This window comes from Roseomonas acroporae (assembly GCF_023223525.1).
In the GTDB taxonomy this organism is placed as follows: Bacteria; Pseudomonadota; Alphaproteobacteria; order Acetobacterales; family Acetobacteraceae; genus Roseomonas_E; species Roseomonas_E acroporae.
The window spans coordinates 17,874-44,717 of the sequence record NZ_JALPRX010000108.1 but is presented as its reverse complement, the minus strand read 5'-3'; the positions used below and the strand labels follow the sequence as shown (position 1 = coordinate 44,717).

The following is a 26,844-nucleotide window of genomic DNA, read 5'->3' as shown; positions in this document are numbered from 1 at the left end:
GGGAAGGCGCCGCCTTCCCCAGACCCCATCCGGCCCTTGGGGAAGGCTCTGCCTTCCCCAGACCCCATCCGGCAGGAGGGCGAGGCCCTCCTGCACCTCTGTTCGTTTGGTCCCAGGGGTAGAAGCACCTCGGACTTTCTTCCCGAAACGGGGGTTCCAAGGGGGCTTCGCCCCTTGGCGGATGGGTCCAGGGAAGGCAGCGCCTTCCCTGGTCGGGGTCGCAGGGGGCGAAGTCCCCCGTCCTCACCCCACCGCCGCGATCCGTCCGTCCCGCCGCGGCGCCAGCGGCGCGTGCGCCTGGAGGTACGGCACCACCGCGTCCGTCAGCAGCGGTCCGGTCGCGTAGCCCTCCAGCGTCCGGTCGCGCAGCACCGCGTACCCGTCGCCGCCCGAGCGCAGGAAGCTGTGCGTCACCACCACGTAGGCGCGCTCCGGATCGAGCGGCGCGAGCCGCCCGTCCAGCATCACCTGCACCTCCTCCACGCGCTGCCCGGGCGGGGCCGCCGGGTTCCAGCGCAGACGCATCCCCGCCACCTGCGGGAAGGCGCCGGAGGGTTCGGGGGCGCGGCGCAGCCCGTGCTCCAGCGCCGCGCGCAGGTCGGCGCCGCGCAGGCGCAGCAGCGAGAGCGTGTTGCCGAAGGGCATCACGGTCAGCAGGTCGCCCAGCGTGACCTCGCCCGCCGGCAGCCCGGCGCGCAGCCCGCCGCCGTTGTGGATCGCCACCTCGGCCACCGGCAGCGCCGCCAGCATCGCGTCGGCGATCAGGTTGCCGAGCGCGCACTCGCCGGTGCGGCAATTGCCGTTGCCGATCGGCGCGGCGGCGCGGCTCACCCGCCGGCGCAGCGTCTCCTGCAACGGCACGGCGAGGGTGGCGACCAGCGCCGCCACCTCCGGGTCGGGCGGGATGTCCTGGGTCAGCGCCGTGGTGTCGCCGCCATGCGCCAGCACCCGGCCATCGGGGCCGAGATCGAGCTCCAGATGGCCGAGATACCGGCCGTAGGCGCCGGCCTGCACGATGCGCACCGGCCGGTCCGGCCCGTCCGCCAGCACGGGGGAGGGTCCCTCGGCGCGCGCCACCGAATTGGACAGCAACGTGTGCGAATGCCCGCCCACGATCACGTCCACCCCCGCGACATGCGCGGCCAGGCGCTGGTCCGCCTCCAGCCCGCGATGCGAGATCACCACCACGGTCGAGGCGCGTCCCGCCCGCGCGTCCGCCGCGCGGATCTCGGCGATGGCGCGCGAGACCGCCTCCTCGGCGTTGCGGAAGCGCAGCGTCGGGCCGGGCGAGGAGACCGAAGGCGTGGTCGTGGTGGTGACGCCGACCAGCGCCAGCCGCGCCCCGCCGCGCTCCACCGTCATCCAGGGCCGCATCGTCCCGGCCAGCGAGGGCTCGGCCGTCGCGTCGATGTTGGCCGAGAGGATGGGGAAGGGGGCGGCGCGGACGAAGCGGGCGAAATTCTCCGGCCCGTTATCGAATTCGTGGTTGCCCGGCACCATGACCTCGCAGCCGGTGGTGCGCATCACCGCCAGCTCCGCGTCGCCGCGATAGTGGGTGTAGAACAGGCTGCCCATGAACTGGTCGCCCGCATCCACCTGCAGCACGGCGCGGCCGGCGGCCGCGGCCCGCGCGCGGCCGAGCCTGAGGCCGGTCGCCAGCCGGGCGCTGCCGCCGAGGCAGCCGCCGCGCGACGCATCCTCCGCCCGGCAGGTGTTCACCTCGGCGTTCACCGGCTCGTGGCGCGAGTGGAAGTCGTTCAGGTGCAGCAGCGTCACCCGCGCGGCGGGATCGGCGGCGGCGCGGCGCGGGAAGGGGGCTGCGAGCGGCAGCGAGGCGGCGCCGGCAAGGGCGGCGTGGACCGTGGTCCGGAGCAGGGCGCGGCGCGGAACGCGCATGGGGTCGATCCTCGGATTCGGAGAGGCGCCGCCCCACGGCTACGGGTCGCCGGGGCGGGGCGGTTCGTGCCGCCGAGGAGGATTGTACGCCCTCCGCCGTGCCGGGCGATGGCGGCCCGGCGGCGCGGGGGCTCCGTCGGGCCACCGCCGCCGCCCCGCGCCGCCGGGGCGGCCCCGGCATGCCCCGGAACCGCCGGATGGCCAGGCCCGGACCCCGACCGCGCCATCCCGATCACACCGGCCGCCCGACCTCCGCCCGCCGCCAGAATGCCCCTTGCGTGGTGCCGCCCCTCGGTCCAAAGCCGGCCGGGAAGGCGCGGTTCGGGACGGTTGCGTTCCGAGCCGGTTACTCGCCCCTATCCCAACCGCATGACGACCGGGATGCCGCGATGCAGGTCTACCTGCCGATCGCCGAGATGTCGGTGGATGCCCTGCTGCTGCTGGGCATCGGCTTCGGCGTGGGCTGGCTCTCGGGCCTGTTCGGCGTCGGCGGCGGCTTCCTGCTGACGCCGCTGCTGATCCTGATCGGCATCCCCTCGCCCGTCGCCGTCGCCTCCGGCGCCAACCAGACCATCGGCGCCTCCGTCTCCGGCCTGATCGCGCAGTGGCGGCGCGGCAACGTCGACGTGCGCATGGGGCTGGTGCTGCTGGCCGGCGGCTTCACCGGCTCGGCGCTCGGCGTGCAGCTCTTCGCCGCGCTGCGCAAGATGGGGCAGGTCGATCTCGCCGTCGCCATCTTCTACGTGGTGGTGCTGGGCACGGTGGGCGGGCTGATGGTGATGGAGTCGGTGCGCGCCATCGTGCAGCGCCGGCGCACCGGCGGCACGCCAAAGCGGCACGAGCATTTCTGGATGCACGGCCTGCCGTGGAAGATGCGCTTCCGCAAGTCGCGGCTCTACATCTCGGTGATCCCGCCGGCCCTGGTCGGCTTCGCGATCGGCATCCTCTCGGCGGTGATGGGCGTGGGCGGCGGCTTCATGCTGGTGCCGGCCATGATCTACCTGCTCGGCATGCCCACCTCGGTGGTGGTCGGCACCTCGCTGTTCCAGGTGGTGTTCGTGGCCACCAACGTGACGCTGCTCCAGGCGGTGCAGACCGGCAGCGTGGACGTGGTGCTGACCATGCTGCTGCTGGTCGGCGGCGTGGCGGGCGCGCAGTTCGGCGCCGCCTTCGGCTCGAAGCTGCGCGGCGAGGAGATGCGCGCGCTGCTCGGCCTGCTGGTGCTCGGCGTCGCCCTCAGCCTGCTCTGGGGGCTGGTGCGGCGGCCGGACAAGCTGTTCACCATCGGGCCGCTGCTGTGACGCCCCCGCCCGCGGGGAGCGCCCACGGGCCTGTTCCCGGTGGCGGTGCCCGGCCCGTCCGCGCCGCCGCTCCCGGCCGTCGCGCCCATCCCGCCCACGGCCCCGCCGCCCCGGGACGGGTGGCCCCACCGGCTGCGCCCCGGTCCCCGCTCGCCGGCCGCGCGCTCGCCGCCGGGCTGTGCGCCCTGCTGTGCGTCCTGCCCCGGGCGGCGGCGACGCAGCCGCCGCCGCCCGTGCCGCTCGTCGCCGCCCTGTCGCGCGGCGAGATCGCCATCACCACCGGCTTCACCGGCGACGAGATCGTGGTGTTCGGCACCACCGATCGCAGCATCGGCGCCGGCGCCGACGAGATCCTGGTGCTGGCGATCGGCCCCACCCAGGGGATGGTGGTGCGGCGCAAGACGCGCGTGCTCGGCTTCTGGATCAACGGCGCGGCGGCGCGCTTCCCGGGCGTGCCGAGCTACTACGCCGTGACCGGCACCCGCCCGCTGCGCGACCTGCTGGGCGAGGGCGACCGGCGCGAGCTGCAGCTCGGCATCGACGCGCTGCCGCTCTGGTCCGCCGGCCCGCAGGGCGTCGGCTACCGCGCGGCGCTGCGCGAGCTGAAGCAGGAGGCGGGCGAGTGGATCGAGGATGTCAGCCCGATCACCGTCGCCGCCGGCCACCTGTTCCAGGCGCGCATCCCGATCCCCGCCACGGTGCTGACCGGCGACTACCTCGTCGAGGTGATGCTGGTGCGCAACCGCCGCGTGGTGGCGCGCCAGGCGCTCAGCCTGCGGGTGGACCGAGAGGGCACGGCGGCGCGGATCGCCGACGTCGCGGAACGCGCGCCGCTGGTCTACGGTCTGGTCTGCGTGCTGCTCGCCGCCCTCGCCGGGTGGTTCGGCAGCGTGCTGTTCCGGAGGGGCTGATGAGCGATTCGGGCAATCCGGCAACCGGGGAATCGGCGGCCACCGCCACCCCCGCCAAGCGCGACCGCGTCTTCCTGGTGGTGGTGGACGACAGCCCGGAGCGCGCCGTGGCGCTGCGCTACGCCTCGCTGCGCGTGCGCAACGGCGGCGGCCGCGTCGCGCTGCTGCGCGTGATGGAGCCGGCCGAGCCGATGTTCTGGGCCGGCGTCGGCGCCATGATGGCGGAGGAGCGGCGGGAGGAGGCGGAGAAGGTGCTCTCCGGCCTCGCCGCCGAGGTGCAGGAGATCACCGGCGGCATGCCGATCCTGCTGATCCGCGAGGGCGACCCGCGCGAGGCGCTGGAGGCGCTGCTGGCCGAGGACCCGCGCATCTCCATCCTGGTGCTGGCCGCGGCGGCCGATGGCGGCGGGCCGGGACCGCTGATCTCCTCGCTGGTCGGGCGCAACGCGGGGCGGCTGCCGCTGCCGGTGACCATCGTGCCGGGCGGCCTGAGCGACGCCGAGCTGGAACGGGTGACCTGACGGCCTGTTCGAGAAGCCTGCGGGTCGGTCCGGCGGGTCTTTTCCGCGCCGGGCGCGTCAGGGACTTGGCACGATGCCCCGCATCGCGCCGGCGTCCCTTCCTTCCCGGCACGAAAAATCCCTCGCCATCCCTCAGCCGCAGGCCTCTCGAACAGGCTCTGAGGCGCGGGGCTGCCGGCCGGGGAGACCCGCCGCCTCACCCCACCTCCGTGTAGAGCCGCCGCAGCGACGCCAGGAACGCCGCCTCGCCCTTGCGCCGCGTGCCCGCCACCGGGTCGGCATCCAGCATCGTGTCGCTCGCCTGCCAGGACAGGTCCCGCGCGAACGCCACCCGCGCGTCGCGCCGCGCCGCCACCGCCGCCGACAACGCCGCCGGGTCGCCGCCGGCGCGCAGCACCGGCGCGGCCAGCACGCCATCCTCCATCGCCTGGGTGGCGCCCTGCCCGAGCGTGGGCACCATCCCCTGCGCCGCATCCCCCAGGAACAGTGCCCGCCCCTCCGCCGCCCGGCGCAGCAGCGGCGTCTCCTGGATGCGCGCCCAGTGGATGTCGCCGAAGCCCGCCGCCACGCGCTCCAGCATCCAGGCCACGGCGGGGCAGGGCGCCCCGTCCGGCGGCGTGAACAGCGCCTGCTGGCAGGCGACGCTGCGCGCCGCCTCCGGGATGGCGCCGTCGGGCGGCAGCGGGAAGGCGCCGGCGACGTAGACCGCGCCGCCCGGCACCCGGAAGGCCAGCAGCCGCGCATGGCCGTTGAACCACTGCCCGTAATCGTCGAACGGGCAGCCCGCCGACGCCTCCGCCGGCACCAGCAGCCGCCAGATGCACAGGCCGAGCTGGCGCGGCACCGGCTCGCCGGCGGTCAGGGCGCGCAGCCGGCTGTAGCGGCCGTCGGCGCCGACCAGCAGGTCGAAGCCGCCGTCGCGCGCCAGCGTGCCGTCGGGGCGGCGGAACACCGGCACCAGCCGGCCGGCCGCGTCCGCCTCCAGCGCCTCCAGCGCATGGCCGCCCCGGACGGGACCGGGCGCGACGGCGGCCAGCGGCGCGCGCAGCAGCCGGTACAGCTCCGACCAGCGGATGCGTGCCCCCGGCTCCTCGGCGATGCGCAGCAGGTCGAGGTCGAGCAGCGGCCGGCCATCCGTCAGCGCCACCGTCCAGCGGCGCCAGGGCAGGGAGGCCGCGCGCAGCGCCGCGTGCCGCGCCGGCATGTGCAGGCGCAGCGCCTTCAGCGCGTTCGGTCCCAGGTTGAGCCCGGTGCCCGCCCCGGCATGCTCGCCCGCCCCGGCGCGCTCGAAGAGCGCGAGGTCGATCCCCGGCGCGCCGAGCAGCCCCTCGGCCAGCAGGGACCCCGCGACGCCGCTGCCGATGATCCCGATCCGCATCCGACCCCTCCGGCGCCCGCCGGCGACGATGCCGGTGCGCAGGCGCACGCAAACGCCGCGCCAGCGCGGCGCCGGGAAGCGGTCGGGAAGGCGGCGGCCGGCGTCAGCCGGGCTTCAGCACCCAGCGGATCAGCAGGGCGACGCTGCCCACCGCCAGCACGCCCGCGGCCCAGAGCGCCGCGAACCAGAGCAGGCGGCGCCGGAGCCCCGGCGGCGCCTCGCCGGGCGCGCCGCCATCCGCCAACTCAGTGGTATCCCTCTCCCTGCCGGACCTTCCCGCGGAAGATCCAGTAGGTGTAGGCGGTGTAGGCGAGGATGACCGGCAGCAGCACCGCCGCGCCCACCAGGACGAAGAGCTGCGAGGCAGGCGGCGCCGCGGCATCCCAGATGCTGACGGAAGGCGGCACGATGTTGGGCCACAGGCTGATGCCGAGCCCGGTGTAGCAGAGGAAGAACCAGCCCAGCACGCAGGCGAAGGCGGTGCCGTCGCGCCAGCGGAACACCCGGCCCGTCGGGTCCGCCGCGGCGAGCGCCTCGCGCGCCTCCGTCTCGCGCAGCGCGCGGAAGAAGCGCCAGGCCAGCAGCGCCATCAGCACCGGCACCGGCAGGGCGAGCAGGATCAGCGGGAAGTCGAACCAGCGCGCGCGGAAGGCCGGTTGCAGGAAGGGCATGCTGAGCGAGAGCAGCGCGATCAGCACCAGCATCAGCGCGCCCAGCGCCCGCGCCAGGTCGCGCGCGCGGTGCTCCAGCGCGCCCTCCGTCTTCCACACCAGCCAGCAGGCGCCGAGCAGCGCGTAGCCCACGGTGAGCGAGAAGGCGGTGAACAGGGTGAAGGGCGTCAGCCAGTCCCACCAGCCGCCGCCGTAGGCGCGGCCGGTCACGGTGATGCCCTGCACGATGGCCCCGAGCGCGAGGCCCTGGCAGATCGCGGCGCCGTAGGAGCCCCAGGAGAAGGCGCGGTCCCACCAGCGCTGCTGCGCCGCGTTGTCCGCCTTGAAGCGCATCTCGAAGGAGACGCCGCGGAAGATCAGCGCCAGCAGCATGCCGATCATCGGCGCGTAGAGCGCGGGCAGGATGATGGCGTAGGCCAGCGGGAAGACCGCGAGCAGCCCGCCGCCCCCCATCACCAGCCAGGTCTCGTTGCCGTCCCAGACGGGCGCCACCGAGTTCACCATCACGTCGCGTTCCGGCTTCTCCCGGATGAAGGGGAAGAGGATGCCGAGGCCGAGGTCGAACCCGTCCATGCAGACGTAGAAGAAGACGGCCAGCGCGATGATCACGGCCCAGACGAAGGGCAGCCAGGTCTCGATCGGCATGGCGTTCACTCCGCCGGCTGTGGCGCGTGCGGGCCTCCGCCCGGCGCTGCATGCGGGCCTCCGCCCGACGGCGCATGCGGGCCTCCACCCGACGGCGCGTGCGGGCCGTCGCCGGAGGAGGAGGGGCGGCCGGCCTGCATCGCGGCGGGGTCCATGGCCGGGCCCGGCAGGATGCCGCCGGTACGGATCGGCTCGCCCTTGGGCGGGCCCTGCTCGAAGGGGCCGGGCGTGCGCGAGAACAGCCGGAACAGGTACCAGATGCCGGCGCCGAAGACGAGGAAGTACACCACCACGAAGGCGGCGAGCGAGGTGGCCACGGCGGGCGCGGCCAGCGGCGAGACGCTGTCGGCGGTGCGCAGCAGCCCGTACACCGTCCAGGGCTGCCGCCCCGCCTCGGTGGTGATCCAGCCCGCCGTCACCGCGACCAGCCCCGAGGGGCCCATGGCGATCGCGGCGCGCTGGAACCAGCCCGTGTCGTACAGTCGCCCGCGCAGCCGCAGCCACAGCGAGACCAGCCCGGTCAGCGCCATCAGCGTGCCGAGCCCCACCATCACGCGGAAGGCCCAGAACACCAGCGGCACGTTGGTCGGGCGCGCCTCGCGCGGGAAGTCGCGCAGCCCCGGCGTCTCGCCGTCCAGGCTGTGGGTCAGGATCAGGCCGGAGAGGTAGGGGATCGAGATCGCGAGGCGCGTCTCCTCCGCCTCCATGTCGGGCAGGCCGAACAGGATCAGCGGCGCGCCGCGCTGCCGCTCCCAGTGGCCTTCCATCGCCGCCACCTTCTGCGGCTGGTGCTCCAGCGTGTTCAGCCCGTGCGCGTCGCCGATCAGGATCTGCAACGGCGCCACCACCGCCGCCATCCACATCGCCATGGAGAGCATCACGCGCGCCTGCGGGTTGGCGATCTTGTGGCCGGGCGTCACGCCGGAGCCGTCGCGGTCGCGCGCGCGCCGCTCGTGCAGCACGTGCCAGGCGCCGACCGCGCCGACGATGAAGGCGGTGGTCAGGTAGGCGGCGGTGACGGTGTGGACGAAGCGGTAGGGAAAGGACGGGTTGAAGATGATCGCGAACCAGTCCTCCGGCATGAAGCGCCCGTCGGGCGCGATGCTGTGGCCCGCCGGCGTCTGCATCCACGAGTTCACGGAGAGGATCCAGAAGGCCGAGATCGCCGTGCCGACCGCGACCAGCAGCGTCGCCGCGAAGTGCAGCGCGCGGCCCACGCGCTCCAGCCCGAACAGCATGATGCCGAGGAAGCCCGCCTCCAAAAAGAAGGCGGTCAGCACCTCGTAGCCCATCAGCGGCCCGATCACCGGCCCGGCCTTGTCCGAGAAGGCCGACCAGTTGGTGCCGAACTGGTAGGACATCACCACGCCCGAGACGACGCCCATGGCGAAGACGATGGCGAAGATGGTCAGCCAGTAGCGGAACACGTCGAGGTAGACGTCCCGCTTCGTCCACAGCCACAGCCCCTCCAGCACCGCGAGGTAGCTGGCGATGCCGATGGTGAAGGCGGGGAACAGGAAGTGGAACACCACGACGAAGGCGAACTGGAAGCGCGCGAGGTCCAGGGCGCTCGGCAAGGCTTCCCAAAGCATCGGTCGGCACGCTCCCGGTCCTGGGCCCGGCGTCGCGGCGCCGGCGCGCCAGCATCGCACGCCCGCCCGGCGGCGGTCATGCCGTGAATGACCGCGTGCACGCGCATGTCAGCAGGGCCGGCGCGCACGCCGGAAGCGGACCGCACGGCCCCGGCGCGACGGGATGGCGGCGCGTTTCCCGGCGGGCCGCTCAGGCGGCCGACAGCGCCGCGACCGACACCATCCGGACGGAGCGCACGCCGACCACCTGGCCGAGATTGCCGGCGACGAGGTGCAGCATCCCTTCCGGCATGCCGTCGAGGGCGATCTCGGCGCGCATCACCTCGCCCTGGCGCGTCGCCCGGACGCTGTCGGGCGTCAGGTCGCGCTTGGCGAAGGGTTCGAGCAGGCGCGAGAGCAGGCCCGGGAAGGCGTCGGCGACGACCACGAAGCGGGCGGGGACCAGGGACTCGGACATCGGGAAAGCTCCGGAAGGCAGGACGGGCAGGGGGACGGATCGGGTCCCGGCCGCGGGCGACGGCCCGCGGCATGCCGCATCGGCCGGTCGCCTAGGCGGCCGGGCCGCTAATTCGCGCCTGGAAGGTCCGGAGCATGGCCATGGCCGACATGCTAGCGACATGCCCGCCGCCGCGCCAGGGGGCGCACGACTTTTTCCCGCCCGTACGGCGCGCCGGGAGCCGGCCGGGGCAGATTCAGGGAGAGGCGGCCGGCTGTTGCCCCGGCCATTGCCCCGGCCATTGCCAGAGCGGCAGCCGTGCCACGCGCAGCCGCGCGATGCCCAGCGTGCTGTGCTCCAGCATCACCGGCACCTCGATCTGCGGCGGCGCGTCCTCGCTGGGGCGGCGGGCCATCAGCTGCGCCACGGCGCGCGTGGCCATGGCGCTGCGCGCGTCGATCGCGCCGCCCGCCGCGAGCGCGTCCAGCACCTCGGCGAAGCCGGTCAGGCGCAGCGTGCCGGCGCCCATGGGCTGCAGCCGCTCGTCCAGCGTCAGGGTGGCCGAGGCCGCGCCGCCGGCCGGCCCCCAGCGAAGCTGCAGGGAGCGCAGCTCCAGCGTGCCGCCGGCATCCCGCCAGATGGCGGCGCGCTCGGCCGGATCGCGCCCCGCGGGGATGGGGCCGGTCAGCGCCGCCTCGGCGGCGAGGCTCGCGATGCGGTCGCCGAGGGCGGGCGGCGCGACGCCCGGCGGCAGCGCAAGCCCCTCCGCCGACAGGGTCGCCGAGACCGCCGGCTCCCCCTCGATGGCGGTGCTGCGCGTCTCCAGTTCGAGTCGCAGGCGGCGCAGCTCCGCCGCCCCGGCCGGCGTGCCGAGCCGCAGCCGGTCGGCCGCGATTCCGGCCTCGCGCGGCAGCACGCCGGCTTCCAGCGGCACCTGCGCGGTGAGCCGGTCGGCGGCGAAGGGCACCTCCAGCGTGCCGAGCCGCAGCCGCTGCGGCCCCTGGGCCTCCACGGTCAGCCGCTCCAGCCGCGGCGGCACGAGGCGCAGCACCAGCGCCTCCGCCCGCCAGTCGATTCCCCCCGGCACGGTGGCGCCGCCGCCGGCGAGCCGGAAGCGCGGCAGGGTCAGCGTCGCCGAGAAGGGCCAGCCGCCCTGCACCGGCGCGGCGTGCTCGACCACCCAGCCCTGGGCGCGCCGGGTCTCCGCCCAGGTGGCGAAGCCGGCCTCCATCCGGTTGGCCATCCAGCGCCAGAGCACGGCATGGCCGGCGGCGAGCAGGGCGAGCAGCAGGAGGAGGCCGAGCAGCAGGCGCAGGGCGGGCGCGTGCCGGCCCCGGCCGGCGCCGCGCGCGGGGCGGCGGCTGCCCCCCGGCTCGGGGCGGGCGTAGGGGCTGCCGGCCGCGCCGGGGTCGGTGGCATGGGGATCGGGGCTCATGGGCGAGGCGGGATAGAGCGGATCGCCGGCGGGCGGACAAGCCCGGCGGCGCGCATCCGCGCCGGGAACAACGAGCTACGGCGAACCGCTGTCCCAACCGGACCGCGGTTCGCCGCAGGGCGTATCGCCGCCCCGACGCACGCCGCGTCCGCCGGAACGCGGCCGGCCGTTGCGCCGGCGTCGGAAAGCCGTGGCACATCAAGGTACTTGCCCACAGGCGCCGACTTCGTCCACAAGGCGCACCCCGCCGCCGTCTCGCCGCCGCGAAATGGTGGACGGGGTTGTCGGCCCCCTGTGCACAACGGCGTCCCGACTCGTCTGTCCAGATCAAAAAAATCTTTTTGGATCAATGGATTGACGCTATGCGCCGGGGCTGTGGACAAACCGGTGGGCAGGTGTGGCGGCAGCCCGGGGCGCCTGCCGGGGCGATCGCCGCGGCCGGTCGCACGCCGCCGCCCGTTCCATTCCGCCCGCACTATTCCACGAAGTTTTCCACAGGGTTGCCCACCACCGACGCGCGCAGCCGGTCCGATTCCGTCTCGATCGCGGCCTGCAGCCGGCGCATGAATTCGGCGCGTGGCAGGCCGCCGGGCAGCGGCGGCAGCACCGCGACGGTGATGGTGCCGGGCCGCTTGCGGAAGCCGCGCCGGGGCCAGAAGCAGCCGCTGTCGGTGGCGACCGGGATCACCGGCACGCCGAGCGCCCCGGCCAGCGCCGCGACGCCCGGCTGGTAGGCCGGCGGCGCGCCCGGCGCGGTGCGCGTGCCCTCCGGGAAGATCACCACCTGGCGCCCCTCGGCGACGGCGGTCCGCGCCGCCTGCACCATGGCGCGCAGCGCCGGGGCGCCGGCGCTGCGGTCCACCGCGATCATCCCCGAATGGCGGGCGAGCCGCCCCCAGACCGGCAGGCGCAGCAGCTCCTGCTTGAGGACGTAGACCGCGTCCGGCAGCAGGCGCAGCCAGATCACCGTGTCGAAGGCGGACTGGTGCTTGGCGGCCACCAGCGCGCCGCCGCCCGGCTGCCGCGCCGCCGCGAGGTTCGCCTCGCCGGTGACGCGGACCCGGATGCCGCAGACCACGCGCAGCAGCCAGAGCACCACGCCGGCATAGGCGCGCAGATAGGCCAGGAACCAGCGGCGCGGCGCCAGCAGCAGCGGCAGCGCGGCCAGGCAGCCGAGCGCCGTGCCGCCGAGGAACAGCAGGTTGAACAGAGCCGAGCGCAGCCAGGTCATCGACGGGGCGGTTCCGCGGAGAGGTGGGCCGGGGCGCGGCGCCGCCGGCCACGCGGGCGGGCTTCCGCCGCCCCGCGGCACGCTCAGGGCGTCGCCGTCTCCGGAGGCGCTTGTATGCCCGTGGCGCCGGCCGCTGGCATCCCCCCGCCCGGGAGGACCTGCCCCGCCCCCGCCGCGTCCCCCACCACTTCCCCCGGCACTTCCCCCGGCACTTCCCCCGGCATGTCCCCGGCCACATCCTGGCCATGCTTGGCGTCGATCGCCCGGCCGGGACGCGCCGCCGGCGGCTCGCGCAGCCCGGCCACCTGGCCCGGCGGCGCCGCGTAGCGCGCGAGGCCGAGGCTGGCGGCGAGGAATTTCGCGTACTCGCCGAGCAGCAGCGTCCAGGTGCGGGCGCTGCCGGTCGCCCCGCCACGGCGCAGCGCGGCGGGGGTGACGGGGTGCGGCACGAACTCGGCCTCGGGGAAGGCGCGCCGCAGCTCCAGCAGCGCCCGCGCCATGTGGTAGCCGGCGGTGACGACGCGGATGGAGCGCAGCCCGCGCGCGCGGGCCCAGTCCGAGACCTCGGCGGCGTTGCCGAGCGTGGTGGTGGCGCGGTGGCCGAGCGTGACCCGCCCGGCCAGCGGCGCCGGGTCCAGCCCGGCGAGCCGCGTCAGGTCGCGCAGGTCCACGTCCGGATGGGCACCCGAGACCAGCAGCGCCCCGGCCCGGCCCTCGGCCAGCAGGCGCAGCCCGGTCTCCACCCGCTCGGCGCCGCCGGTCAGCGCCACGATGCCGTCGGTGATCCGCGCCGGCTCGCTCGGCGGCGCCGTGGCGACGCGCAGGAACCAGCCGAAGCCGATGGTGAGGCCCAGCAGGGGCACGAGCAGCAGCAGGCCGCCGCCCCGCACCGGCCGCCAGCGGCGCCCGCGGCGGCCCTCCCCCGGCGCCCCGGCGGCCTCGGGCGGCCGGGCGGCGGCCGGCGCCCATGCCGGGCCGGAGGGCGGCGCGGCCGCCGCCGGGGGCCGGGCATCGGCGAGCGGCGGCGGGTCCGGCGGCGGGTCCGCACAGGGCCTCGCCGGCGGCCGGAGGCAGGGGAGGCCGATCATGGCAGGCGCCGCAGCCAGCGCCGCACCGTCAGCTGCGCCGTCGCCCAGCCGATCAGGGCGGCGAGCGGCGGCAGCGCCACCAGCTCGGCCCAGGGCAGCCCCGCCCAGGCCCAACCGATTCCGGAGCCCGCCCCGGCGGCGCCGCCAAGCAGCGGCGCCGCCAGCCCGGCGAGGCCCGCCAGCAGCGGCACCGCGAGGGCGGCCCCCATCAGCGCGCCGGCGCCGGCCAGGGCGAAGACGCGCCGCGCGAAGCGGCGGGCGATGTCGCCATCCGTGGCGCCCAGCGTGTGCAGCACGCCGATCGCCTCCCGCCGCGCGATCAGCCCGGCGCGCGTGGCGACCGCGACCACGGCGGCCGCCACGCCCGCCACCAGCAGCAGCGCCGCCAGCGACACCGCCTGCAGCGAGCGCGCCAGCGCCCCGAGCCGCGCCACCCAGAGCCCGTGCGACTCGACCAGCGCCCCCGGCGCCACGGCGGCGAGCCGCGCCTCCAGCGAATCCGCCCCCTCCGGCAGGGCGGCGTCCGGGTCGAGTCGCAGCTCGATCACGCCGGGCAGCGGCAGGTCCGCCGCGTCGCCGAGCCAGGGGCGCAGCAGCGCCTGCATCCGCGCATCGTCCATCGGCCGCGCCTCGGACACCGACGGGATCGACCGCAGCGCGGCCAGGGCGGCATCGAGCCGCCGTGCGGCCGGGGGGCCATCGAGCCGCCGCGCGGCCGGGGGAGCATCGAGCCGACGTGCGGCCGGGGGGCCACCGGCGGGCGCGCCTTCCGCCGGGGCCGCCGGCGCGGCGGGCTCGGGGACCTGCACGAGCACGGCGGCGGCGGCGCCGGTCTGCCAGCGCGCGGCCAGGGTCGCGGCGCCGCGCGCGCCGCCGAGCGCCAGCGCCGCCAGCAGCGCCATCGCCGCCACCAGCCCCGGCAGCAGCCGGTCCGAGAGGGCGCGGCGCAGGCCGAGCGGGTCGCGGTCCCGTCGCCGCCCCGGGCGCGACGCCGTACCCGGCGGGGTGCCGGCCGGCCCCCCGCCCGCCGGGCGCGTCTCCGCCGCGAGCCCCGCGGGGGGCGCGGCGTCGCGGTCAGCGATCGCCGACAAGCCGTCCCCCCTCCAGGCGCAGCGCCGGGGCGGGCTGTCGCGCCACCAGCTCCTGGCTGTGCGTCGCCACCACCACCGTGGTGCCGAGTCGGTTCATCTCGCCCACCAGCGCCAGCACCCGCCGCGCCTGCGGCGCGTCCAGGTTGCCGGTCGGCTCGTCGGCCAGCAGCAGGGCCGGGCGGGTGACCACCGCCCGGGCGATGGCCACGCGCTGCTGCTCGCCGCCCGACATCTCCGGCGGCAAGGCGTGCAGGCGCGAATCCAGCCCGACCCAGCGCAGCATCTCCAGCACGTCGGCGCGCAATTGCCCCTCGGGGCGGCCGGCGAGGCGCAGCGGCAGCGCCACGTTGTCGAAGGCGGTCAGGTGCGGCAGCAGGCGGAAGTCCTGGAACACCACGCCGATCCGCCGGCGCAGGTGCGGCAGCTGCCAGCGGCGCGCGCCGCCGATGTCGAGGCCGAGCACCTCCACCGTGCCGCGAGTCGGGCGCAGGGCGAGCTGCATCAGGCGAAGCAGCGAGGACTTGCCCGCGCCCGAGGCGCCGAGCAGCCAGGTGAAGCTGCCGGCGGGCAGGGTGAAGCTGAGGTCGCGCAGCACCTCGGGCCGCGTGGCCGCCCCGGCCTGCCGCGCCGCCTCACCCCGTCGTGCCCCCAGGGGCCGCTGCGGTGCGCCGTAGCGCAGGCCCACTTCCGAGAACCGCACCATCGGCCGCAAAATCGCACGCCCCGGCCCCGGCCGCCATGGCGGATCGCCTCGCGGCCCTGCCGCATGCCCCGGCGCAGCCGGATTCCGGCCGCGCGGATGGGCCCGCCGGTCCCGCCGGCGCGGGGGGCGGCGGGCGAATCGACGGCCCGGCCGCGCCGCCTTGATGCGCTGCGATACCGGGCTTGCGGCGGGCGGCCGTTGCGCTTCTGATGCCGCTCCCATGCGTATCACCTGCCCCGGCTGCGACGCCGTGTACGACGTGCCGGAGGCGCTGGCCGGCAGCGGCCGGAAGCTGCGCTGCGCGCGCTGCGGCCGCTCCTGGTCGCCTGCCGCGGCGCCGGCCATGGCGGACGGACAGGCCACCACGCCGGCCATGGCGGCGAGGCAGGCCGCCGCGCCGGAGCATGCCGCCCTCGAACAGGCATCGCGCGGCAGCGGCCAGACCGCCACACCCGCCGGGGCCAGCCTCCCGCGCCCCATGGTGCCGGAGCCGCCGCTCGGCCTGCCGCCGCTGCCCGCCGCCTCCAGGCCGGAGAGCGCCAGGTGGGAGGAGCTGCCGCTGCCGATGCCGGAGGAAAGGCCGCCCACCGGCACGGGGGTCTGGCTCGCCCTCGGCATGTCGGTGGTGCTGCTGGTGGCCGCCGCGGCCTCGCTGCTGGTCTGGCGCGACGAGCTGGCGACGCAGTGGCCGCCGATCGGGCGGCTCTACGCGGCGCTGGGCCTGGACTGACGCTAGAGCATTTTCAAGCTGAGCGTTCTCGCTCAGCGGCTCGGAAAATGCGAAAAATCAAAAGGCTGGAGCCGTTCCGGCCTGATCCAGTCAGGCTGGATCGGCTCTAGCGGCGGGATCGCCCGCCGGAGAACCCCCGGGAAGAGGGCCGCGGGCGGCTCCGGCCCCGCTTCCGGCACCCCTCTCATCGGCACCCCTCATCGGCCGCCCTGCGCCTGCCTCCCGAACAGGTTGCGCAGGAAGCCCGGCGTGACCGCGGTGAGCGGGTTCACCGAGACCTGCGGGTCGGCGAGCGGCCCGCGCACGCTGTAGGAGACCGAGAACAGCCCGCCTCCCGCCTCGGGGCTGAACAGCCGTCCGATCACCGGCAGCCGCCCGAGCGCCGAGTTCAGCACGTAGGCCGGCACGATGGTCCCGCGCAGGTCCAGCCGGTGCCGCTGCCGGTCCAGCGTGCCCTGCGCGGTCAGGCCGAGCGAGGACGAGAAGGCGCGCGCCTCGCCGATGGTCAGCAGCCCCGGCGTCAGCACGAAGGGCGCGTGCATCTGCGAGAAGGCGAGTCCGGGGGAGCGCGCCACGTCCACCAGCCCGTACACGGTCAGCGCCTGCAGCAGCTTGGCCGCGGCCGGCGCGCCGCCCACGCTGAAGTCGGTCATCGTCGCGTTGCCGTGCAGCGCCGCGCCGCGCCGGGAATCGGCGTAGCTGCCGGTCACGGTCAGCCGGCCGCCCTCGATGCTGTCGAGCAGGTCGAGCGCGCGCAGCAGCTCGCCGCCGGATTCGCTCACCAGCCGCAGGTCGCGCCGGCCGCCGGGCTGCGGCGCCACCATGAACTCGAAGCCGCCGCGGGGGCTGGTGCGGCCGGTCACCGCCGCCTCGCGCAGCACGCCGCTGCCTTCCGCGCGCACCCGCGCGACGACGCCCTGCACCTGCCGGCCCTCGCCCAGCAGCACCCGCTCGAAGCGCCCGTCCAGCGCCAGCGGCGCGCCGCCGGACCCGTCCTCCGGGGCGGCGCCGGCCGTCGCCTCGCGCGCCAGCACGGGGCCGAGGTCGAGCACCGCGCCCTGCGCCGCGATCCGCCACTCGCCGCCCTCGCGCTCCGGCGCCACGATCTCGCCGGCGAAGCGGTTGGCACCGGCCGCGCCCTCGCGCAGCACGATGCGGTCCAGCCGGCTGCGCGCGCGCAGCGTGGCGCTGCCGCGCAGCGAGAGGTCGCCGGCATCGACCCGGATGTTGTCCACCGATTGCAGCACGTCGCCGCGCAGCCGCAGCACCGCCTCGGCGGTGCCCGGCCGGCCGGCGGGGCCCGACCAGGCGAGCGGCTCCAGCATCAGCCGCGTGTCGCGCAGGTCGCCGCGCACCACGGCCTGCATGGTGCCGTTGCGCCGGCGCTCGGTGCGCGCCTCCAGCGCGACCGGCCCCTCGGCGTAGTCGGTGAGGTCGAGGTTGAAGGGCACGAGCTGGGCGATGGTGGGGCGGCCGGAATAGCCGATCCGCTCCACCACCTGCGTCGCCGGGCCGGGCCGGAAGTCCATCTCCACCGAGAGCTGCGAGGGCACGCCCGAGACCAGCGCCGGGCCGGAGGCGCGCAGCCGCTCCGTGTCCACCGCGAGGTCGAACTGGCCGCGCTCGATGTCGCGGCCGATCGCGGCGCCGGGCAGGCGGGCATCGGCGAGCTTCGCCGTGGCGCTCAGCCGCAGCATCTCGGCCGGCAGGTCGGCGTAGAGCGGGAAGGCGATGCCGAGTCGCGCCTCGGCGGTGCCGCCGGTCGCGCGCAGCTCCAGCGGCCGGCGGTCGAACAGGTGCAGCCGCGGCTGCCTGATCACCGTCAGCACGTCGGCCAGCGGGCCGCCCAGGCCGAGCTGCATCTCGGCCTGGCCCGGCTCGGTGTCGAGCGCGAAGAAGCGCAGCGTCGCGTCGCGCAGGTCGAGCGCCGTGCCGGACTGCCGGCCGGCGCGCGCACGCACGGTCACCTCGGTCGGCGAGAACTCCACCGTGCCGGCGACATTCTCCATCGGCGGGATCGGCCGCAGCCAGTGCACCGTGGCGCCGGCCACCTCCAGCGTGCCGGAGGCGGCGGCGAGGCTGGCCCGGTCGAAGGCGGCCGAGACCTCGCCCTCGGCCTGCCAGCTGCCGTTGCGGGCGATGCCGGCGGTGAGGTTCTCGGTGATCCACTCCCGCTCGTGCCCGCCGAGGCGCGGGGGCCAGTAGCCGGGCAGGTCGGCGAGGCGAACCTGGTCGAGCGTCAGCGTGGCGCGGCCGCGCCAGCGGTCCGGCTGGCGCCGCGCGGCGAGGGTGGCGACCAGGGTCGGCCCGGTGGAGGATCCCGGGTTGGCGGATCCCGGGGCGGTTGCCCCCGGCGCCGGCCGCGCCGCCCGGCCGGCGGGTCCGCTGGAGGCGGCGGCCGGGGCGGGGCGCGCGGGCAGGCGCAGCGTCAGGCGCGGCACGATCACCGTGTCGGGGCCGCCCTCCGCCTCGGCCTCCAGCAGGTCGAACGGGACCCGCCGGCCGGGGCCGAGATCGACGACGCCCGGCCCGGCATGCAGGCCGGCCCGCAGCCGCTTCGGCCGCAGCGCCTCGTCCAGCTCCAGCGAGGCGGTCAGCCGCGCCGGCGCGTCGAAGGCGGCGAGGCGCGCGAGCCCGGGCGCCTGCCGCGACAGCGCGGCGGGCCGCACCACCGGCAGCTCCGCTTCCAGCCGCAGCCGCGCCGGCGGGATCGGAGCGCGGGAGGTGGCGAGCGGCGCAGGGGCCGCGTCCCGCGCCGTACCACCCCCCGGGGCGACATCCGAGGCGACATCCGGGGCGGCTCCCGGGTCACCTCCCGGAGCATTCCCCCGGCCATCTCCCTGGCCATTTCCCTGGCCACTTCCCTGGGCGGCCGCCGGCGCCGGATCGGCGGCGCGCAACACCGGCAGCGCCTCCGCCCGCGCCGAGAGGCGCACCGGCACCCTCTCGGTGCCCACCGCCAGCGTCGCGGCGCCGGTGCCCGCGAGCCCGCCCTGGGCCGGCCGGTCGACGGCGACGCTGATCCCACGCAGCGACCAGTCGAGGTGCAGGGCGCGGTCGGCCACGGTCAGCAGCCCGTTCTCCAGCCGCACCCGGCGCAGCCCGGCCAGCAGCCCGTCGTCGCGCGCCGGGCCCAGCAGCGTGGCCAGCACGGACGAGACCACCGGCAGCTCGGCCTCGCCCGGTGCCTCCGCCGCCGATTCGCCGAGGCCGGCCGAGACCGCGCCGTCGGCGGCGCGGGCGAGGCGCAGCACGGGGTGCCGCAGGGTCAGCCCGTGCAGCGCCAGCTCGCCGTGCAGCAGGCGGCGGAAGGAGAGGGTGATCGCCGCCTCGGGCAGGTCGGCCCGCACCACGCCGGCCGGGTCCAGCGCCCGCACCCGCCCGAGGCGCAGCTCCAGCGGCGCGCCGAGCCCGGCATGCCAGCCGGCCCAGCCGACCGTGGCGAGCCCGACCTCCAGCCGCACCCCCTCGCGCGCGGCGGCCCGCTCCAGCGCGCCGGGCAGGAAGGGCACGGCGAGCGGTCCCTCCGCCAGTCGCCAGGCGAGCCCGCCCAGGGCCAGGGCCAGCAGCAGCGCCAGGGCGCAGACGCGCCGCAGCAGCCGGTGCCCCATCTCCAGCGCTTGACCCGCCACCCGGCTCACGGGTTCCCTGCCGTCCCATGCAGGGTCCGACGACGAAGCCGGCTGGAGACGCCTCGCCGGGGGCTGCCCAGGGGAGTTCCCGAAGGGATTCCCAGGGAAGGAGCCAGGGCGCTTTCCCGGAGGGCGCCAAGCCGGCCCCCGCGCCGGGACGGGACGCCGCGGGCGCCGAAGGGGCGGAGCCGGCGGCCGGCGCGCCTGCCTCCCCCGCCGCCTTCTCCCCTGTCGTCTTCTCCCCCGGGCGCCTGCCGCGCCCCTACGACCCCGAGGCCGCCGCCCGGCTGATCGAGCGCTTCGGCGAGCGCGGCGCGGACGAGCGCGCCTTCGCCCAGAGCGCCGAGGGGGTCGCGCTGCTCGGCGCCATCGGCGGCCACAGCCCCTACCTGTCGGACCTCGCGGTGCGCGAGAGCGACAGCCTGAAGTGCCTCGTGCGGCACGGGCCGGACGAGACCTTCGGCCGCACACTCAACCCGCTGACCCGCGCCGACACCATGGCCGGCCGCGCCGGCGTCGCCGCGCTGCTGCGGCAGGTGAAGCGGCAGGCGGCGCTGGTGGCGGGGGTGGCCGACATCGCCGGGCTGTGGACGCTCGACCAGGTCACCGGCGCGCTCTCGGCCGTGGCCGACGCGGCCATCGACTACGCCTGCGCCCACCTGCTGCGCGAGGCGGCGGCGCGCGGCACGCTGCGCCTCGCCGACCGCGCGCGCCTGCAGAGCACGCGCTACGACCCGCGCGCGACCTGCCGCGGCAGCGGGCTGATCGTGCTCGGCCTCGGCAAGCTCGGCGGGCGGGAGCTGAACTACTCGTCCGATGTCGATCTCATGGTTCTCTACGACCCCGACGCGCCAGCCTACCAGAACGCCGACAAGGATGGCATCGGGGGCGGCTTCGTGCGCCTGGCGCGCGACCTGGTGCGGCTGCTCGACGAGCGCACCGCCGACGGCTACGTGTTCCGCACCGACCTGCGCCTGCGCCCCGACCCCTCCGCGACGCCGCTCGCCGTCTCGGTACCCGGCGCCATCTCCTACTACGAGTCGATGGGGCAGAACTGGGAGCGCGCCGCGATGCTCAAGGCGCGGCCCGTGGCCGGGGACCGCGCGCAGGGCGAGCAGTTCCTGCGCGAGATCCGGCCCTTCATCTGGCGCCGCCACCTCGACTTCGCGGCGATCGCCGACATCCACTCGATCAAGCGCCAGATCCATGCCCACCACGCCGACCGCAAGGGCGCGGGCGAGCGGATCGCCATCGCCGGACACAACGTCAAGCTCGGGCGCGGCGGCATACGCGAGATCGAGTTCACCGCCCAGGTGCTGCAACTCATCTGGGGCGGCCGCGATCCCGGCCTGCGCGACCCGACCACGCTCGGCGCGCTGGCGGCGCTGGCCGCCGCCGGACGGATCGACCGCCGCGCCGCCGCCGACCTCGCCGACGCCTACGTCTTCCTCCGCACGGTCGAGCACCGCATCCAGATGGAGAACGACCGGCAGACCCATCGGATCCCCGAGGACCCGGCAGGACTCGCGCGCCTCGCCTCCTTCCTCGGCTTCCCCGACGTGGAGGCCTTCTCGGCCGTGCTCGGCGGGCACATGCGCAAGGTGGAACGGCACTATGCGCGGCTGTTCGAATCGGCGCCCGAGCTCTCCGCGGCGCCCGGCGAGCCGGCCGGCGGCAACGCGGCCCGGGGGGATGCCGCAGGGGATGCCAAAGGGGAAGGCGGCACCGGAAGCGGCGCCATGGGCAACCTCGTCTTCACCGGCGTCGACGACGACCCGGACACGCTGGAGACGCTGCGCGGCCTCGGCTTCCACAACCCCGCCGGCGTCGCCGCCCTGGTGCGCGGCTGGCACCACGGCCGCACCCGCGCGACGCGCTCCGAGCGGGCGCGCGAGCTGCTGACGGCGCTGATGCCGAGCCTGCTCGCCGCCTTCGGCCGGCAGGTGCAGCCGGACGCGGCGCTGGCGCGCTTCGACCGGGTGCTGGCCGGGCAGCCGGCCGGGGTGCAGATCCTCTCGCTGCTCCACCGCAACCCGGTGCTGCTCGACCGCGTGGCGGCGATGCTCGGCACCGCGCCGGCGCTGGCCGACCACCTGGCCCGCAACGCCGCCGCCTTCGACCGCTTCCTGTCCGGCCACCTCGCCGCCGAGGCGGACACGGCGGGCTCGGCCGCGCCGCTGGCCGCGCTGGTCAAGGATGCGCGCCATCTGGAGGAGGCGCTGGAGGGTGCCCGCCGGCTGGTGACGGAGCGGAATTTCGAGATCGACATCGCCGCGCTGGAGGGCCGGCTCGACGCCGATGCCGCCGGGACGCTGCGCGCCGACCTCGCCGACGCCGCCATCGCCGCGCTGCTGCCGCGCGTCGCCGAGGAGTTCGCCGTGCGCCACGGCAAGGTCGCGGGCGGGGCGATGGCGGTGCTGGCGCTCGGCAAGCTCGGCGGGCGGGAGATGCTGCCGGGATCGGACCTCGACCTCGTTCTGGTCTACGATCACGCCGGCACCGAGAGCCGGGGCGGCAGCCGCGCGCTGCCGGCCAGCACCTACTTCTCGCGCCTCGCGCAGCAGTTCATCGCCGTGGTCACGGCGCCCGGCCCCGAGGGCCGGATGTACGCGGTGGACATGCGGCTGCGCCCTTCCGGCAGCCAGGGGCCGGTCGCCACCAGCCTCGCCAGCTTCCAGCGGTACCACACCGAATCCGCCTGGACCTGGGAGCGGATGGCGCTGACCCGTGGCCGCGTGGTGGCCGGGCCGCCGGCGCTGCGCCGCCGCCTCGCCGCCAGCCTCCGCGCCGCGCTGACCCGCCGGCCGCCGGCGGGAGCGGACCCCGATGCCGTGCTGGCGGACGCCGCCGCCATGCGCGCCCGGCTGCTGCGCGACCTGCCGCCGGACGGGCCGTGGGACATCAAGCTCATGCCGGGCGGCCTGGTGGAGGTGGAGTTCGTCGCCCAGGCCCTGCAACTGCGCGAGACGGCCCGGCGCGCCGAGGGGCGGCCCGAGGTCCTGGCCACCACCACGCGCCTCGCCCTCGCGAAGCTCGCCCGCGCGAAGGCGCTGCCGGCGGCCGAGGCGGAGCTGCTGATCGGCGCCGACCGGCTGTGGCGGACGGTGCTCGGCCTGCTCCGCCTGACCGTGGGGCGGCGGCCGGAGGAGGTGCTGCCCGAGCCGGTGTCGCAGGTCCTGCTGGAGGCCTGCCGCCCGCTGCTGCCCGACCCGCCGGCCGATGCGGGCGCGCTGCGGCTGCGACTCGACGCGGTGGCGGCCTCGGTGCGGGCGGTGTTCGAGCGCCGGGTCGGGTCGCTGACCGCGCCGACGGGCGGGCTGGCGGGCGGGCCGGCGGTCGAGGTGCCGGACGCGGAGCCCGACCGGGACTGACGGCCCGCGGCACGGGTCTTCGCCGCCGGGCCGGCGCCGCGCGGCTCAGCCCGGCTCCGGCGCCCGCCGGCGCAGCCCGAACTGCCAGCGCAGCAGCCCGTCCGGCAGCTCGATCTGGCGCCGATGGATGTTGGCGAAGGCGTCGATGGCGATCTTCGGCGCGTTCAGCAGGTCGTGCGTGTCCGGCTCCTCCATCGACCAGAGGTAGTCGTCGCAGATCATCACCCCGCCCGGCCGCAGCAGCCGGAAGCCGAGCACCAGGTCGGCCAGCACGTCGGGCGCCTGGTGCGAGCCGTCCACGTACACGAAATCCGCCTCGACGCCGGCGCCGAGCAGCCGCACCAGCCCGTCGAAGGAGGGACCCCGCAGCACCGCCGCCTTGTCGCGCACGCCATGGGCGCGGAGGTTGGCGTCGAAGCGCTCGTAGAGGCCCGCGATCCGGTCCGCCTGGTGCTCGACGCCGCCGGCGAAGGTGTCGAGGCAGTGGATGCGGCTGTCCGGGTGCCGCAGCAGGTTCTCCAGGATCCAGATGGTGGAGCGCCCCTCGAAGGAGCCGATCTCCACCGCGACGTGGGGCGCCTCGGCATCCCAGCCGACCCCGTCGAAGAAGCGTCGCCAGGCGGGCGTGTGGTACTCGAACCAGTCCTCGGTGAAGCGCGCCGCCGGGGCGCCGGCCGGCGGACCGGCGGGGGGAGGAGCGGCGGCGGGAGGGCCGGCGGGGGAAGGACCGGCGGTCACGATGCGTGGCTCCGAGTGGCGGGGCAGGGTTCCATGGCGGGGGCTCCGTCTTGTCCGCCTCCCTGGAACCGCCCGGACGCGCCTTCGTTGCACCCGCCGGCATTGCGTCGCCGGCATTGCGTCAGGGGCATTGCGTCGGGGGCACGACCCGGCGGCATCGCGCCGCCGGCGCCGCCCGGCGGACCGCGCCCCGGCCCGTCGTTCCCGGGGCGGATGCATGCCGCCGGGCTGTGGCCGCCCTCCGGCGATCCGCCCTAACCCTCGGTGTAGAACTCGATCACGTTGCCCTCCGGATCGGAGATGCGGACGGCGCGGCCGCCCATCGGCAGGGGCCGCGGCGGGTCCAGCACCGCCACCCGGTTGGTCAGCACCCGGCGGTGCCAGCGGTCGAGCTCCGCCTCCTCGACCGGGAAGGCGAGCAGCAGGCCGGGCCCGCCCTCGCTCGGGAACAGCGCGTCGCCGCGCGGCCGCAGCAGGAACGCCACCGTGCCGAGGCCGTAGCAGATGCCCTCCGGCCCCTCCTCCACCGGCTTCAGCCCGAGGATGCGGGTGTAGAAGTCCCGCTGCCGCGCGAGGTCGCGGCAGGGCAGGTCGAGGCGCGCGAGCCGCAGCGTCCCGCTCATCGCCCCGCTCCGCCGGGCCGGTCCTGGCCGCGCAGGTCCTGACCGTGCAGGTCCTGGCCGCGCAGGTCCCAGCGCGCGGCCGCGTCGTCGTCCGCCGCCCGCGCCTCGACCCAGCGCTCGGTGCCGTCGCGGCCCGTCTCGCGCTTCCAGAAGGGCGCGCGGGTCTTCAGCCAGTCGATCAGGAAGGCGCAGGATTCGAGCGCCGCCGCGCGGTGCGGGGCGGCGGTCAGCACCAGCACGATCGGCTCGCCGGGCCGCAGCCGCCCGACGCGGTGCACCACGGTGCAGCCGAGCAGCGGCCAGCGCGCCATCGCCTCGCCGGCGATGCGCCCGATCGCCCGCTCGGTCATGCCGGGGTAGTGCTCCAGGGTCAGCGACTCCAGCGCGTCGTCGGCGCGGCAGATGCCGACGAAGCTGGCGAGGCCGCCGACATCGTCGCGGCCGGCGCAGAGGGCGGCGGATTCGGCGGCGAGGTCGAAGGCCTCCTCCCCGACCCGGACGGTGACGCGCGGCGGCACGGAGGCGGCGGCGGCCCGGGCCTCGGCCATCGGCTCAGCCACCGGTCACCGGCGGGAAGAAGGCCACCTCGTCGCCCGGGCGGACCGGGTGGTCGGGGCCGGCGAAGTCCTGGTTCACGGCGGCGCGCACCAGGCGCGGGTTGGCGAAGGCGGCGGCGTGGCGCTCGTCCAGCGCCGAGAGCCAGCGCACCAGGCCGCCGACGTCGCGCACCTCGGGCGGCGGCGAGACCTCCTCCTCGGCGGTGCCGACGCGTTGGCGGACCCAGGCGAAGTAGACGATGCGCATGGCGCTCATATGGGCCTCCCCGAAGCCCGCCGTGAGGGGCCGGGCGGGCCCCCGGCACGGCACGGGCGTTCCCACGGGCCGTCCGGCGCTTCCCCTGGCGCCTCCCCTGGCGCCTCTCCCCGGCGCCACCCCGGGGCGGACGGGGCGCCGCGGCCCGGGGCGGGCGGCGATGACGGTCCGGGCGCGCCGGCCTGCGGCGGCATCCCTACGGCACCTGCTGCACCGAGCCGTCCGGGTTGATCAGCGTGGTGCCGGCACCCGGGCCGTTCGGAATCGCGATGCCGCTGCCGCCCGTGCCGGGGCGCGTGAAGGTCTGGTAGTTGCGCGTGCCGCCCGTGACGTTGGCGGGCGGCCCGCCGGGCACGGGGATGACGCGCCCCTCGGGGCCGGGGGCCGCCGGGGCGGGCGTCGACGGCGGGGGCAGGGCGGGCGGCGTGCTCAGGGTCTGCGGGTCGTAGGGCAGCACCGCCGAGGCGGGCGGCGGGCTGGCGCTGCCGCGCCGCCGCGGCGCGCCCGGGGTGGTGGAGCCGGGCGGCGGGGCGAACTGCCCCGGATCCGGCTGCCGCAGGATCGGGCTCGCCGGCGGCAGCGTGGCGTCCGGCGTCCGCGGCATGCCGAGCGGCCGGCCGGTGGTCTCCGGCTGGAAGGTCGGGATGCCGCGCAGCGCCGCGTCGGGGTTGGCCAGGGTGGTGCGCGGCGGCTCGGCGCCCGGCCAGACATTGCCGTTCTCCGGCAGCAGCGGCGGCACTTCCGGTGCGCTGCCGAGCAGGCGCATGGCGGTGACGCTCTCCTCCGGCACCTGGGGCCGGGTGCTGCCGAAGCGGTTCCAGATGTCGCCGGAGGCGCAGCCGGCCAGCAGCAGCAGTGCCGCCGGCGCCAGCAGCCTCCGGAGCAGCGCCTGCCCCGCCGGCCGTCCCGCCGGTCGCCCCGCCGGTCGCGACGCCGCCGCGTGCCGTCCAAGCCGATCGAACATGCCCATTCCTCGATTCTGCGCCGCGGCAAGATGCGATGCAGGTGTGATGCTCTCAATACCGTGTGTCGGCACCCTGTGCCCGCGGGAGCCGGCTGCCGCCGGAATTCTCACCTTTCCGTGAGGCCGCCGGCCACCCCGGCCCCGCGCGCCGCGGGTGGCACGCGGTGCGGGGGGTCGGCCGGGGGGCGGCCCACATGGTGCAGGCCGGCCTGAAGGTAGTCCCAGCCCGTCACCAGCGTCAGCACCGCCGCCGTCCACAGCATGATCTCGCCGATCGCCTGCACCGGCAGCCAGGAGAGGTGCAGCGCGGCGGCGCCGGTGGTCCCGGCGAGCAGGGTGCCGAGCGCGCCCATCTGCACGCCGGTCTTCCACTTGGCCAGCCGCGTCACCGGCAGGCCGACCGAGAGACTGGCTAGGTACTCGCGCAGGCCCGAGACCAGGATCTCGCGCAGCATGATGACGATGGCCGGCAGCAGCCCGAAGGCCGAGAGGCGGTCGAGTCCGGCCAGCAGCATCAGCGCGGCGCCCACCAGCAGCTTGTCGGCGATGGGATCGAGCATGCGGCCGAGGTCGGAGACCTGCCGGCGCCGGCGCGCCAGCTTGCCGTCGAAGTAGTCCGTGATGGCGGCCGCCGAGAAGACGACGCAGGCCGCCACGTCTCCCCAGGGCAGACGCAATGCGCTGAGGGCCACCAGCAGCGGGATGGCCGCGATGCGCGAGAGGGTCAGCAGGTTGGGCAGGTCTGTCGGCAAGGCTCGACCGGGTGGCTGGTTGGTCCCGGCGACACCCTAGAGCAGAACCGGCCCGAGGCGAACCGCTCCGCGGCGAATCATGCGGGGCGCCCCGCGCCGGGCCCTGGCCTATCCCGCCCGCGCGGCATGGCCGGGCCGGTTCCGGGGCCACCGGCGCGGTGCCCGGCATGCCGGGGCGGGCGGAAAGGCGAAGGTCCGGGGGACAGCGGGGGGCGGACCGGGGTCGTCGGCCCAGGGGCGTCGGCCCGGGGTCGTCGGCCCAGGGGCGTCGGTCCGGGGGGCGGCCCGGCACGGCCTGACCGCGGCGGCGCCCCCGACCTTC

Annotated in this window: 23 protein-coding genes; 5 read left to right on the top strand and 18 right to left on the bottom strand. The window is 76.5% G+C overall.

Going from position 1 to position 26,844, the window contains the following annotated elements:
• Positions 1–243: 243 nt before the first annotated feature.
• Positions 244–1,896 (bottom strand): bifunctional metallophosphatase/5'-nucleotidase, encoded by a 1,653-nt coding sequence (locus M0638_RS22635; protein ID WP_248669227.1) that lies wholly within the window; start codon positions 1,894–1,896, stop codon positions 244–246.
• A 389-nt stretch (positions 1,897–2,285) separates the two neighbouring features.
• On the opposite strand from M0638_RS22635, the gene M0638_RS22630 reads away from it, so the two are divergent.
• The 3 genes from M0638_RS22630 to M0638_RS22620 all read left to right on the top strand — a co-directional run bounded on the left by M0638_RS22630 (position 2,286) and on the right by M0638_RS22620 (position 4,629).
• Positions 2,286–3,197 (top strand): sulfite exporter TauE/SafE family protein, encoded by a 912-nt coding sequence (locus M0638_RS22630; protein ID WP_248669226.1) that lies wholly within the window; start codon positions 2,286–2,288, stop codon positions 3,195–3,197.
• Between the two features lie 119 nt (positions 3,198–3,316).
• Positions 3,317–4,108 carry a TIGR02186 family protein gene (locus M0638_RS22625; protein ID WP_248669225.1) on the top strand — a complete coding sequence of 264 codons (792 nt, stop codon included), beginning with the start codon at positions 3,317–3,319 and terminating at the stop codon, positions 4,106–4,108.
• A complete protein-coding gene (locus M0638_RS22620; RefSeq protein WP_248669224.1) occupies positions 4,108–4,629 on the top strand; it encodes a universal stress protein in 522 nt (173 codons plus the stop codon). The genes M0638_RS22625 and M0638_RS22620 overlap by 1 nt, the downstream gene beginning before the upstream one ends.
• A gap of 196 nt (positions 4,630–4,825) precedes the next feature.
• Here M0638_RS22620 and M0638_RS22615 read toward each other — a convergent pair whose 3' ends face one another.
• From M0638_RS22615 to M0638_RS22570, 10 genes are all read right to left on the bottom strand, one after another.
• Positions 4,826–6,007 carry a Rossmann-fold NAD(P)-binding domain-containing protein gene (locus M0638_RS22615; RefSeq protein ID WP_248669223.1) on the bottom strand — a complete coding sequence of 394 codons (1,182 nt, stop codon included), beginning with the start codon at positions 6,005–6,007 and terminating at the stop codon, positions 4,826–4,828.
• Between the two features lie 103 nt (positions 6,008–6,110).
• On the bottom strand, positions 6,111–6,251 hold the full coding sequence (locus tag M0638_RS22610; protein ID WP_248669222.1) for a DUF2474 family protein: 141 nt from the start codon (positions 6,249–6,251) through the stop codon (positions 6,111–6,113).
• A 1-nt stretch (position 6,252) separates the two neighbouring features.
• Complete coding sequence (gene cydB / locus M0638_RS22605; protein WP_248669221.1) at positions 6,253–7,323, bottom strand: cytochrome d ubiquinol oxidase subunit II; 1,071 nt, start codon at positions 7,321–7,323, stop codon at positions 6,253–6,255.
• A 5-nt stretch (positions 7,324–7,328) separates the two neighbouring features.
• A complete protein-coding gene (locus M0638_RS22600; RefSeq protein ID WP_282572232.1) occupies positions 7,329–8,915 on the bottom strand; it encodes a cytochrome ubiquinol oxidase subunit I in 1,587 nt (528 codons plus the stop codon).
• Positions 8,916–9,105: 190 nt separating this feature from the next.
• Positions 9,106–9,372 carry a hypothetical protein gene (locus M0638_RS22595; RefSeq protein WP_248669220.1) on the bottom strand — a complete coding sequence of 89 codons (267 nt, stop codon included), beginning with the start codon at positions 9,370–9,372 and terminating at the stop codon, positions 9,106–9,108.
• Between the two features lie 235 nt (positions 9,373–9,607).
• Positions 9,608–10,786, bottom strand: coding sequence for a DUF2125 domain-containing protein (locus M0638_RS22590; protein WP_248669219.1), 1,179 nt, complete (start codon positions 10,784–10,786; stop codon positions 9,608–9,610).
• Positions 10,787–11,261: 475 nt separating this feature from the next.
• Complete coding sequence (locus M0638_RS22585; RefSeq protein WP_248669218.1) at positions 11,262–12,017, bottom strand: lysophospholipid acyltransferase family protein; 756 nt, start codon at positions 12,015–12,017, stop codon at positions 11,262–11,264.
• Positions 12,018–12,100: 83 nt separating this feature from the next.
• Positions 12,101–12,907 carry a YdcF family protein gene (locus M0638_RS22580; protein WP_248669217.1) on the bottom strand — a complete coding sequence of 269 codons (807 nt, stop codon included), beginning with the start codon at positions 12,905–12,907 and terminating at the stop codon, positions 12,101–12,103.
• 194 nt (positions 12,908–13,101) lie between these two features.
• Complete coding sequence (locus tag M0638_RS22575; RefSeq protein ID WP_345893061.1) at positions 13,102–14,196, bottom strand: cell division protein FtsX; 1,095 nt, start codon at positions 14,194–14,196, stop codon at positions 13,102–13,104.
• A complete protein-coding gene (locus M0638_RS22570; protein WP_248669216.1) occupies positions 14,180–14,899 on the bottom strand; it encodes a cell division ATP-binding protein FtsE in 720 nt (239 codons plus the stop codon). Before M0638_RS22570 ends, M0638_RS22575 begins: the two co-directional genes overlap by 17 nt.
• Before the next feature lie 220 nt (positions 14,900–15,119).
• On the opposite strand from M0638_RS22570, the gene M0638_RS22565 reads away from it, so the two are divergent.
• A complete protein-coding gene (locus M0638_RS22565; protein WP_248669215.1) occupies positions 15,120–15,629 on the top strand; it encodes a zinc-ribbon domain-containing protein in 510 nt (169 codons plus the stop codon).
• Between the two features lie 197 nt (positions 15,630–15,826).
• Here the strand turns inward: M0638_RS22565 and M0638_RS22560 are convergent, their stop codons facing one another.
• Positions 15,827–19,261 carry a YhdP family protein gene (locus M0638_RS22560; protein ID WP_248669214.1) on the bottom strand — a complete coding sequence of 1,145 codons (3,435 nt, stop codon included), beginning with the start codon at positions 19,259–19,261 and terminating at the stop codon, positions 15,827–15,829.
• A 26-nt stretch (positions 19,262–19,287) separates the two neighbouring features.
• Between M0638_RS22560 and glnE the strand changes: the two genes are divergently transcribed.
• Positions 19,288–22,632, top strand: coding sequence for a bifunctional [glutamate--ammonia ligase]-adenylyl-L-tyrosine phosphorylase/[glutamate--ammonia-ligase] adenylyltransferase (gene glnE / locus M0638_RS22555; RefSeq protein WP_248669213.1), 3,345 nt, complete (start codon positions 19,288–19,290; stop codon positions 22,630–22,632).
• 45 nt (positions 22,633–22,677) lie between these two features.
• On the opposite strand, the gene M0638_RS22550 is transcribed toward glnE, so the two are convergent.
• The 6 genes from M0638_RS22550 to pgsA all read right to left on the bottom strand — a co-directional run bounded on the left by M0638_RS22550 (position 22,678) and on the right by pgsA (position 26,522).
• On the bottom strand, positions 22,678–23,370 hold the full coding sequence (locus M0638_RS22550) for a class I SAM-dependent methyltransferase (RefSeq protein ID WP_248669212.1): 693 nt from the start codon (positions 23,368–23,370) through the stop codon (positions 22,678–22,680).
• 254 nt (positions 23,371–23,624) lie between these two features.
• The gene (locus M0638_RS22545) at positions 23,625–23,993 is read right to left on the bottom strand and encodes a VOC family protein (protein WP_248669211.1); all 369 of its coding nucleotides are present in this window, start codon (positions 23,991–23,993) and stop codon (positions 23,625–23,627) included.
• A complete protein-coding gene (locus M0638_RS22540; RefSeq protein ID WP_248669210.1) occupies positions 23,990–24,541 on the bottom strand; it encodes a molybdenum cofactor biosynthesis protein MoaE in 552 nt (183 codons plus the stop codon). The genes M0638_RS22545 and M0638_RS22540 overlap by 4 nt, the downstream gene beginning before the upstream one ends.
• Positions 24,542–24,545: 4 nt before the next feature.
• Entirely contained in the window at positions 24,546–24,806 is a 261-nt protein-coding gene (gene moaD, locus M0638_RS22535; protein WP_408903659.1) for a molybdopterin converting factor subunit 1, read from the bottom strand.
• A gap of 196 nt (positions 24,807–25,002) precedes the next feature.
• Positions 25,003–25,770, bottom strand: coding sequence for a hypothetical protein (locus M0638_RS22530; RefSeq protein WP_248669209.1), 768 nt, complete (start codon positions 25,768–25,770; stop codon positions 25,003–25,005).
• Between the two features lie 107 nt (positions 25,771–25,877).
• Complete coding sequence (pgsA, locus tag M0638_RS22525) at positions 25,878–26,522, bottom strand: CDP-diacylglycerol--glycerol-3-phosphate 3-phosphatidyltransferase (protein ID WP_248669208.1); 645 nt, start codon at positions 26,520–26,522, stop codon at positions 25,878–25,880.
• Positions 26,523–26,844: the final 322 nt, after the last annotated feature.